Annotated in this window: 16 protein-coding genes; 10 read left to right on the forward strand and 6 right to left on the reverse strand. The window is 49.5% G+C overall.

Annotation, left to right across the window (positions count from 1 at the left end; all coding sequences use genetic code 11):
- The first annotated feature begins 102 nt into the window (after window positions 1-102).
- The 4 genes from SIB80_RS08945 to SIB80_RS08960 all read left to right on the forward strand — a co-directional run bounded on the left by SIB80_RS08945 (window position 103) and on the right by SIB80_RS08960 (window position 3325).
- The gene (locus SIB80_RS08945; RefSeq protein WP_063419249.1) at window positions 103-786 is read left to right on the forward strand and encodes a hypothetical protein; all 684 of its coding nucleotides are present in this window, start codon (window positions 103-105) and stop codon (window positions 784-786) included.
- A 130-nt stretch (window positions 787-916) separates the two neighbouring features.
- Window positions 917-2386, forward strand: a complete 1470-nt coding sequence (locus tag SIB80_RS08950; protein WP_063419248.1) for a hypothetical protein — start codon at window positions 917-919, stop codon at window positions 2384-2386.
- Between the two features lie 255 nt (window positions 2387-2641).
- Window positions 2642-2800, forward strand: a complete 159-nt coding sequence (locus tag SIB80_RS08955) for a hypothetical protein (protein ID WP_169189945.1) — start codon at window positions 2642-2644, stop codon at window positions 2798-2800.
- 84 nt (window positions 2801-2884) lie between these two features.
- Entirely contained in the window at window positions 2885-3325 is a 441-nt protein-coding gene (locus SIB80_RS08960; RefSeq protein ID WP_063419247.1) for a cupin domain-containing protein, read from the forward strand.
- 259 nt (window positions 3326-3584) lie between these two features.
- Here the strand turns inward: SIB80_RS08960 and SIB80_RS08965 are convergent, their stop codons facing one another.
- Together SIB80_RS08965 and SIB80_RS08970 are read right to left on the reverse strand one after the other, a co-directional pair.
- Window positions 3585-3803 (reverse strand): gamma-thionins family protein, encoded by a 219-nt coding sequence (locus SIB80_RS08965; protein WP_236065968.1) that lies wholly within the window; start codon window positions 3801-3803, stop codon window positions 3585-3587.
- Between the two features lie 343 nt (window positions 3804-4146).
- Window positions 4147-4527, reverse strand: coding sequence for a hypothetical protein (locus SIB80_RS08970; RefSeq protein ID WP_063419245.1), 381 nt, complete (start codon window positions 4525-4527; stop codon window positions 4147-4149).
- Window positions 4528-4559: 32 nt separating this feature from the next.
- On the opposite strand from SIB80_RS08970, the gene SIB80_RS08975 reads away from it, so the two are divergent.
- Window positions 4560-4790: a hypothetical protein gene (locus SIB80_RS08975; protein ID WP_236065967.1), complete on the forward strand. Its 231-nt coding sequence runs from the start codon at window positions 4560-4562 to the stop codon at window positions 4788-4790.
- An 84-nt stretch (window positions 4791-4874) separates the two neighbouring features.
- On the opposite strand, the gene SIB80_RS08980 is transcribed toward SIB80_RS08975, so the two are convergent.
- Window positions 4875-5093, reverse strand: a complete 219-nt coding sequence (locus SIB80_RS08980; protein WP_063419243.1) for a hypothetical protein — start codon at window positions 5091-5093, stop codon at window positions 4875-4877.
- Between the two features lie 677 nt (window positions 5094-5770).
- Here SIB80_RS08980 and SIB80_RS08985 point away from each other — a divergent pair.
- Window positions 5771-6058, forward strand: coding sequence for a hypothetical protein (locus SIB80_RS08985; protein WP_240951544.1), 288 nt, complete (start codon window positions 5771-5773; stop codon window positions 6056-6058).
- 59 nt (window positions 6059-6117) lie between these two features.
- The gene (locus SIB80_RS08990) at window positions 6118-6315 is read left to right on the forward strand and encodes a hypothetical protein (RefSeq protein WP_169189792.1); all 198 of its coding nucleotides are present in this window, start codon (window positions 6118-6120) and stop codon (window positions 6313-6315) included.
- Window positions 6316-6420: 105 nt separating this feature from the next.
- Here the strand turns inward: SIB80_RS08990 and SIB80_RS08995 are convergent, their stop codons facing one another.
- Window positions 6421-6588, reverse strand: a complete 168-nt coding sequence (locus SIB80_RS08995; protein WP_169189793.1) for a hypothetical protein — start codon at window positions 6586-6588, stop codon at window positions 6421-6423.
- Window positions 6585-6878 carry a DUF1651 domain-containing protein gene (locus tag SIB80_RS09000; protein WP_063419241.1) on the reverse strand — a complete coding sequence of 98 codons (294 nt, stop codon included), beginning with the start codon at window positions 6876-6878 and terminating at the stop codon, window positions 6585-6587. The genes SIB80_RS08995 and SIB80_RS09000 overlap by 4 nt, the downstream gene beginning before the upstream one ends.
- Window positions 6879-7398: 520 nt before the next feature.
- Between SIB80_RS09000 and SIB80_RS09005 the strand changes: the two genes are divergently transcribed.
- Together SIB80_RS09005 and SIB80_RS09010 are read left to right on the forward strand one after the other, a co-directional pair.
- On the forward strand, window positions 7399-7761 hold the full coding sequence (locus tag SIB80_RS09005; protein ID WP_063419240.1) for a hypothetical protein: 363 nt from the start codon (window positions 7399-7401) through the stop codon (window positions 7759-7761).
- A 300-nt stretch (window positions 7762-8061) separates the two neighbouring features.
- A complete protein-coding gene (locus SIB80_RS09010) occupies window positions 8062-8460 on the forward strand; it encodes a trigger factor family protein (protein WP_063419239.1) in 399 nt (132 codons plus the stop codon).
- A 173-nt stretch (window positions 8461-8633) separates the two neighbouring features.
- Here SIB80_RS09010 and SIB80_RS09015 read toward each other — a convergent pair whose 3' ends face one another.
- Window positions 8634-8822 (reverse strand): hypothetical protein, encoded by a 189-nt coding sequence (locus SIB80_RS09015; protein ID WP_169189791.1) that lies wholly within the window; start codon window positions 8820-8822, stop codon window positions 8634-8636.
- On the opposite strand from SIB80_RS09015, the gene SIB80_RS09020 reads away from it, so the two are divergent.
- Window positions 8821-9294: a peroxiredoxin gene (locus SIB80_RS09020; protein ID WP_240951545.1), complete on the forward strand. Its 474-nt coding sequence runs from the start codon at window positions 8821-8823 to the stop codon at window positions 9292-9294. The two genes, SIB80_RS09015 and SIB80_RS09020, sit on opposite strands and share 2 nt — an antisense overlap.
- The last annotated feature ends 56 nt before the right edge of the window (window positions 9295-9350 follow it).

Below are 9350 nucleotides of genomic sequence, written 5' to 3' on the forward strand. Positions count from 1 at the left end.
ATCAGCAGACCAAAGCAAAAGCCCCAGCCGCTTGAGGATGCAGCCGCAACACTGTTGAATTGACAAGAACAATCAAACAGCTTGCGGTGCAACAGGATCCCAATGGCCGATAAGTCAGCGAAATGGATCACAGCCCTGCGCGACGGGATCCGCCGACAATGTGGCGATGGCTGGATGGTTCGCGGCGTTGGTGACGGTCTTCTCCAGAGGGTTCAGTTGACTGTGCGCTTCGACGATGGCACCCGCACCAGCATCATCCTCGGTCCAAAGGCCAAGACCGATCCTGATTTCATTCCATGGGTCGCAACAAGCGCTGATTGGATCTTGAAAATTTCAACTGAGATCTCTGAGTTAATGAAAGATCAGGGAAAAGGATTGACTGATGCCTACGAGTTGGTGAAAAAAAGAAACGAGTCTGGAGCTGGTGGTGAATTCGATTGGGAACGACTACTAAAAAAATTCAAATCACATAAAACAAGTAAAAGCAAAAATGGAGCCCGGGTTTGGAACCGTAACTACCGCACTCCCCTTGCCCGTACAGTCGTTATTCTCACAAGCCAGCCTGAACCCAGCTCCGGCTACACGCTCTTGAAAGCATTGATCGAACGTCATGGAGGAGAGCCCGGCTCTACAAGCAGAAGACTTCGCATTCAGTACGCAGCAGAATTCCTTCGCTTCGCGTTTAAACATGGCGCCAACAGGCGTTGGCTACCACCGGAAGATCTCAAGACGTTGATCGGCGAAAAAAGTGTCGATTTCACTCAGAACAACGTCAACACGGTGTAGGGGTGTAGGAAACCAAGCCGCTTCGCCACATTCCAGCTGACAGGCAACCCGTTAGTTCCCCTTCAGGTCTCGCCTTGATCAGCGCCTGCTTGAAGCTCTACCAGGCCCGTACTACCGCAAACAAAAGTTGATGCCCAAGCAAAGCTTGCCTGCGATCGCTGGCTACGAAGCCGAAATTCTTGCCCTGGTTCAGCAAGCTAATCCCGCTGTGCTCACGCATAGCAATCTCAAGCTGGAGCAGTTTCAGTCAGCCTTTGCCTGTGCTCTCCACATGCATCAGCCCACGATTCCGGCAGGTGCGAATGGAGAACTGATCTCGCATCTGCAATACATGCTGGAGCACAGCGAAGAAGGCGATAACCACAACGCCGAACCCTTTGCCCATTGCTACAAGCGCCTCGCAGACATCATTCCCCAACTGATTGAAGAGGGATGCAACCCTCGCATCATGCTGGATTACTCAGGCAACTTGCTCTGGGGTGTTGAGCAAATGGGCCGTGTCGACATTCTCGAGGCGCTTAAACGTCTGGCATGCGATCCCACGCTTCAACCCCATGTGGAATGGCTCGGCACCTTTTGGAGCCATGCCGTTGCACCCTCAACTCCTATTCCAGATCTGAAGCTACAAATCCTGGCCTGGCAGCATCAATTCGCTGCCATGTTTGGGCGGCAAGCATTGCAACGGGTGAAGGGTTTCTCGCCACCGGAAATGCACCTTCCCAACCATCCAGACACCCTCTATGAATTGGTGAAAGCCCTCAGAGATTGCGGATACCGTTGGCTCCTTGTTCAAGAAAACAGCGTTGAAAACTTCGATGGCTCATGCCTTCGCCATGCACAGAAATACGGCCCCAATCAACTTGTGGCTCGTAACTCCAGAGGGGAAACAGTCAGCATTGTGGCGTTGATCAAAACCCAGGGCTCAGACACCAAATTGGTAGGACAGATGCAGCCCTATCACGAAGCATTAGGCCTGGGCAGACAATCACTGGCAGGCAAATCGATTCCATCATTGGTCTCTCAAATTGCCGACGGAGAGAATGGAGGCGTAATGATGAATGAGTTTCCAGCCGCCTTTATCCAAGCCCATCAAACCATTGCTTCCCAGGTTGATCCTCTAAGCACAGTTGCGCTCAACGGCACTGAATATCTGGAGTTACTGGAGGCCGCCGGTGTGGAAGCCTCTGATTACCCAAAGATTCAGGCGATACAGCAACACAAGCTGTGGCATAACACTGACAGCCCCATCAACCCCGAATCAATCGAAGCGGCCATCAGCGACCTCAAAGAAACAGATCCCTCCTTCTCAATGGACGGCGCATCCTGGACCAACAATCTCAGCTGGATCAAGGGCTATGAAAATGTGCTGGAACCGATCAACAGCCTCAGCGCAAAGTTTCACCAGCTGTTTGATCCCTTGGTGACAAAGGATGCAGCAATCACGCACACCCCGCACTATCAAGAAGCTCTGCTCTACCTGCTACTGCTAGAAACCAGTTGCTTCCGCTATTGGGGGCAAGGCACCTGGACCAACTACGCCAATGAGATCCACCGGCGCGGTGAAGCCATGATCGAAGCAGCAACCCAAGCACTGAGATAGGTGTTCGTCTAAACAACAAGGCAAAATCCAAGCCTTCAAATTTGCAGTCAATCCCAAAGCGATCGCAACCATCAATAATCGGCATCGTGCCTAGAGGATTACAAAGTCCTGAACTCCTATTTGGGATGGACAGGGAGGCACCTCCCACAAATGCCAAACAAACGTCTGTAGACTCTTGCCAACCGTTGGCCCCCTTCCGGGGCGCAGTCAGACTTAAGCCAGGCAACGGGGGCTTAAGCACTGCAGGAGCGTTCGATGAACATCCTCTCCATGATTCAGCGCAAAGAGCAAAAGCAAGCTGCCCTGTCTCATTCCCAGTTCCTGATGGCGAAAAGCTATCGAGGAATTGACTACACCTCAGCTCATCAATCCCCAGCGAAACTCGCTGTCCACACAAACCAATCGAGGGGTTGACTACACCATATAAATCACTTAAATCTCCTACAAATCACATCACATCTGCGGTTTTCCTCCAGGAAGCCGCTTTTTTATTTCCTAATGCGCGCTCTCATCGTCTCAACCATCTGCCTCACTGGTTTATTGGCCGTCAGTTGCAGCAACAGGAAGGATCAGGCCAGTGCACCAATCACCTCTGATGTCTTGGTGTCTTCAACAGAATCATGGTATGGCGAGCGGTTCAGCTATCCGCAAGGCAAAGCTGAGATGACATTGATAAGAGCTGTTTTTCCGCCTGGCGCCAAAACCCCAATCCACACTCACCCTCAACCTGGTGTCGTGTATGTCGAGAAAGGTTGGATCAAGTGCACACTCACAGAGTCTGGTAAGGCAAGGGAGTTCAGACGAGGAGAAGCCTTTGTTGCCTCTACCGGAGACACCCAACACGCCTGTGAAAACATTGGCAATGAAGATGCCGTTGTGTTTGTTGCCTGGGCAGGGGTAGAAGGAGTGCCGCTCAAGCAACCTGTCACAGCTGAATGAAGTCAGAAGTGTTGGCAGTGTTGCGGCCAGCCCCTCTTGCACATCACGCCTGCGCAGGTTTTTATATAGGCAATAAAAGAGCCCCCCAGCTAACAAGGGGGCGGATTTGTGCAAAAACCGACTGATCCCCATCACCCGGCCACGCAAAGAGAATAGTGGCTGTCAAGGGTGATAGTGATGGTCTTCACACTATATTTAGGTTTGAATGCATTTATATTGACTTTCTGACACCACCTGTAGCGGAAGCTTGTTTTTTTGATCATTTATGCCTAAAAGTTGATTTCCCCATCACCCAGACCCGTCGCTCACCTGCGAGGGTCTTTTTTATTGCTTGCCATAGAGCAGCCGCTGCCTTTGTGCCCCAAAATCTTTGCCCTGTTGGCTTGAACAGAGGATGGAGATGATTGTCGATTGGATCGACAACAAGATCTTGAACAAACCAATGTCCTTCTCGCCCACAACGCTGAGCACAGCTCAAGAACTCAACAACTCTGATCTTGAGTATGAATATCAAGTCGGTGTGTCCTCCAAGTCTGCTGAGTGATTCACTAACGATCAAGCATCACCAACAAGGCCCCTAACCCCTAACCCCTAACCCCTAACCCCTAACCCCTAACCCCTAACCCCTAACCCCTAACCCCTAACCATCTTGCGCCAAGTTCTGCCTGGCTTGCGTCAAGCACGACAACAGTCTCAAAAAAAGAGAATGCTGCTGGTTCATTCAATCGCGAGTTTCAATCATGCAGAACAAAAGCCATTGCTTGCAGCAGGAGCCCTTTGCACCCCCCTCAACAAGTGTTCCCACCACCTGGTGCTAGCTGTCAGATCTCAGCTGCCGCCAATTCTTTATCCTTCTCTGCTGTTAGCAGAGAAGACTGCAATTCAGCAATCTGCTTCTCGAGCTGTTCAACAACTGCGAGATAATCTGCTTTGCGAGCCTCTAAGCAAGCAACGCGTTCAGCGTTCTGACGCTCTTGGGGCTTTTCGTACTCAGATGCAGGGATCACAACAACGTGATCACCTGGATGATCAGGCGAGTGATTGAACTCTGTTGTATTAACGATGACAGCAAGATCGCTTGAGACTGCTTGAAACCATTTCGATAATCGATGCTTTGGGCTTAGATAAGTAGCAATAAAGCCTCGGCTATCCGTACCAACGCAGGCCCCAAAGCCCCCACATTGGCGTTGTTTTTTTGTCATTGTCATGGAACGTCTTTTGGCAGGCACATTCAATGCCTCAATCAAAGCTCACCCTCTCCTTCATCCTCTTCACATCACTCTGGATTGTTTGGTCCGCTTGGGATGCAGTGCAACCTGTTCTAAGTAGTGGTCAACTGGCTGCGCTATTCCCTTTACTGCCATTAAGCGCACTTTTATTAGGCCTCTCGTTCTTCGATAACGAAGATGATGATGATCACAGCGGCGGGACGCTTCAACCCATCTATGCCAAGGCTAGAGGTTAATCAGGTGGACTTTTACACCATCACACTCGGCGTTTTTATCGCGCTGTTTTGCCTCGCTTTATACAGGATTGCTGATCAGCCGGCCTAGGCAGCACGGATACAGGTGGCGACACAATTCCATTCTGATTCAGTGGTGTCATCCCAATTCTCTGGTTCGGCACTTAAGTACACCGTCTTCAAGAGGTTCACTGACTCATCAACGCTTGTTGCTTGAGGATCTCTTGCACGAGCCAATGCTGCCTTTTGCTCTTCAGTGAGTGTTACTGGCAAGTAGTGATCAACGAGTTTGAGTGTTGCTGGCATGTCGAAGAATTTTTGTTGGCTCTTAATAGCAACAAAAAAGCCTCTCAGCTAGGGGTCTAGATCTCAATTCAATGTGAACGAGCTCACACATCAAAGCCTGAACACCTGCCAGAGCGATGATCAGGGGCAGTTGAGTGAGCAGAAGGAGTGCTATCAAGCAGGGCCACTCAATCAAATCTCATCGGGGAGAGTGTTGCTGCGAACTTGGCATGCTTAGGCTCGAGCAAAACCTGCTGCATCGCTTTATTTGCGGCCATTGAACAGGTGACCCTAGAGCAAATACATGCATTAACAAAGATTCTACGTAACTGGGATATCACACCAACACGTGCCTAAAGCATTAAAGCCTTCCATGGGCTAGCGCCCTTGGACCTCCCGTCCCATGGGCCAAAGCATGAATTTCAGCCATCTAGGCGATGCGATTCGCCAGCGAGGCCAAATCCAAGCAAGAGGTACAAATAAGCCATCGCTCTAAACATTGGCCCTAAGCATGCAGCGGCCAACGCGAGCACCCTTGCCAAGACAAAAGATCTGGCATTGATTGACATTCCTCCCTGCGTCTTATCTCTTCCATGAGTGATGGATCGATGCCAAAGCTGTCGCCAGGGGCAGGCCGCCCATCCACAGGTCGACAATACAGGTGTACTATGCTTACTCACATTGCCGATAAAAACACCATGGCTGCAAGCACACCAATCCCCAACAACCCCAGCACGGGTAAAGCCTGGACACGCAATGAACTGCTTACAGAGCTGGAGGTAGAGCGCAAAAGAAACTCAGAGCGAACCAGTGGAATTGTCTCCTGGTCTGAGCAAGTTTCAAATGTGCAAGCTCGTTGGCGCATCCATCTCAAAGAGTGGACAATCCTCACCCACCAAGTCTACGAACTGGGCCGCGAATGCCGCGTCTTTACAGAGACCCGCCTGCTCGCGAGCACGAGTACCTCTCTAACGCGATCGAATTGATACCAACTAGCAAAAACAAAAGAGTGCCGATGGATCAGGATGGATTAATGCTGTGACCGATGTCATTTTTTCTGCGGATCATCGAGACCATTGATCATGAGCAAGACAACTCGAACCATGCCCTACTAAATCCACCGAGAAGGTTCCAGAGAGCTGATGGGCCAGTCAAGGCTCATTGCCCGCGGGAGACGAACATGCTTTTGCCGCTACGAATGGCACTACCCCTCAGCCCTTCAACAAGGCCTGGTTGTCGCTGAATTGAAAGCGTCGTTCCCAGGAGCCTTGAAGATCAATTCGCTTGTTGATGCAAACCAAGAGCCCTAGTCAAAACCAGGGCTTTTCCTTCGTCATCTGCAGAGTCTCTAGGCCTCGATCCCATACTCAATTGCGATTTGATGCAGCTCATCGAGCGTCAATTCAGAAAAATAACTCCGCAAGCAAAGCAAGGATTCAAAGCTCTCTAAGGTGCCACCACCCTCTTTAAGCAGCAATAGTCGAGCCAATCTCATGGCGAGTTCATTCTGGGTCATGCGGCGATCTCTTCTATGAACTGAGGGTCTGGGTCTTCCCCGCATGGAGTCGTCAGTTTTTGCCATCCATCAAGAAGCATCTGACCACATAGTTCAAGGGCTTGATCCAAAGGAAGCCTCAGGCGCTGTTTCATCTGCGATGGAGTTCCATCCATTTGTGCACTCCATTGATCAACAAAAACGAAGGGGTTTCTGATCCAACTGTTGGCATCGCGGTGGAAGCGATAGCAGAAATGGCCATCAGGGCTGATCAGCCAGCCATTGACCTGTTGCACTGGAGGACTTTGCATAACACAAGCGAAAGTACATCTGTACTAGCTTCACTTCTGGGGTCTGTCAATGGTGACGATGGGCTACACGCTGATCTTGTTGGCTACGCCCATAAATGCCCTTGATTAGAGCTTCCGCAGGACGATCGCGACGACCCGAAAACCGATTTCAAAATCGCGCTGTGAGAGTTGCGCCTTGCCCAGGCATCAAAAACACTCCTTCGCAGAGCTTCCTAACTTCACGCAACGCATCTGGCCTGGTTCTCAAAGGTAATGCCCGTCCACTAGAAAAATTTTGATCAACCCCATAGCCGTCATTGAGCCCTGCAACGACTTGGCAGGGCAAGTTACCAGAAGCTATAGACAGCACTGAAGAATGCAGAAAATTTTTTCAGCACAACAGAATAAGAACCCACTAAGTAAAGCCTCACTTTCCACGGGGCTTTACTTATTGCGATGATTTAAAAATCATTACCTTGAGAGCACGTATTTGCCATGCTATCAATCAGTTGACCCTATTAGGTTAGTCAGGACAGAGTTAATGATGACATTCCTTGGCTTCATGATGAGTTTTCTAATCAGTGTTTCACCAGTAGTCCCAAGTGCATTAGCTCCAGAATCAACCTCATTTACATGTGATGGAAGTCTTGTCGAAGCAACAATCTACAACAATGAGAATGGAACATACAGCAGAGTTAAAGCATATGAAGAGCTTGATGCTGGAGCTTTTATCGTGATCAACCTAGTGAATTCAAAACTAATGCTACCAAGAACCTTCAACGTAGGCGAAACAAGTTTTACTGATGGCAAATGGTGGTGGAGCTATGAAGATCATCAACATCCAACCTTCCGTGGTCTTACACCACTCGGCGAAATTCAAGATTTTAGTTGTGAAGCTCTATAAGCTAACATTAGCTTAGGAATGGCTAGCACCATGTCTCGCGTATTAGGGATTAGTTAGCAACAGTCAAATGGATATTTCCTAAGCTTTGCTGAAAATGATTGATCTAAATCAACAAAGAATCACCTCCAGCAAACAAGGCATACACAGAACAGCGCTTAAGAAAAATCAGCGAAAGCAAACTAGTGTGAGGGATAGGAGATCACACGTCCTTTTAATGAGCCTCCCTCGACCTGGTGCCATTGCTGTAGGGGTTAGTGGGTCTGCTGCTGTTGCGTTGTCAGTGTTTAAGGAGTCTTACCAATGACGAAGACGGGGTTGAAAGTCAAAATCAATGCGTTGCCAGACAACCACATCTCTATAGAGCTAGAGGTTCCAGCGGCTCGCTGCAAATCAAGTTATGACGCAGCCTTATCGCGCCTGGGTAGCGCGATAAGGCTGCCAGGCTTCCGTCCAGGAAAGATTCCTAAGCAAGTGATCATTCAGCAGATCGGTATCGCACGTATCAAAGCAGCGGCACTAGAGAAGCTGATCGATATGACATGGAAGGAAGCCATCGTTCAAGAGTCAATCGAACCAATTTCTGAGGCGCAGCTCAAAGAAGAACTTCAAACTCTTGTGGATCGCTTCAGTCCTGATAAAAGTGTGACATTTACTCTTGAAGCAGAGGTCGCTGCAGCAAGCAAACAGGAAGAAGAGTAAAAAGCCGACCGGTTAGAACTTGAAAAGAGTAAAGAGACAAAGAAGATCAGAGCATGATTAATAACTGTTGGCAGTCTTATGGGAAGGGGGGGGACTAAGTTATAGATTCCAATTCAACGCAAGATGTTGGTCAGCTAGCTAAAAATTAGGGGTGCTTGACTCATGAATCCAATTCAACTGGTTGAGATCACAATCGTCAGATTCATTTGCCAGATTAGCTCCGCCGTGAAGTTGTTCTGACTAATCTCTTCTGCAGTTGGCTTGATACCGGTGAAACGATCTGAACTCTTGAGAGTCATAACAGGGGCGGCAGTGTTGAGTATCAGCCAATGTCTTGGGCGCCCAAGCCAAGCCTTGGCCATGGAGGGAAAGCTTCCTGCTCTAGACGCTCAAGCCCCAGACTTTGAGCTAGAGGCCGCTGGTCAAGAAGGTGCGCTGGCTGAGAAATTACAACGTGATGCCTTTCTAGGCAGTTGGCTGGTTCTTTACTTCTACCCTCGCGACTTCACCAGTGGCTGCACTCTCGAGGCGCGTGGATTCCAGCGAGATCTCTCAGACTTTAACGCTGCAGGTGCAGCTGTGGTTGGAGTCAGTGCTGATGGCACCGAAGAGCACGTCAGCTTCTGTAGCAGCGAAGGCCTTGGATACACATTGTTGTCTGACACAGGTGGAGTTGTAAGCGAAAGGTATGGATCATGGAGTTCACCATTCAGCCAACGTCACACATTTCTGATTGATCCCGATGGCATCCTTCGCGCTCGCTGGGAAGACGTAAGTCCATCTCGCCATAGTCAAGATGTGCTACGAGCGTTGAAGGAACTTCAGCAGTCATAAATGAATCACGAGAGAAAGAGACCATCTACCTTCTGCCCAAACGGCGAAAAGCTTAT

The sequence above is a fragment of the Prochlorococcus sp. MIT 1327 genome (assembly GCF_047304785.1).
Classification (GTDB): domain Bacteria; phylum Cyanobacteriota; class Cyanobacteriia; order PCC-6307; family Cyanobiaceae; genus Prochlorococcus; species Prochlorococcus marinus_D.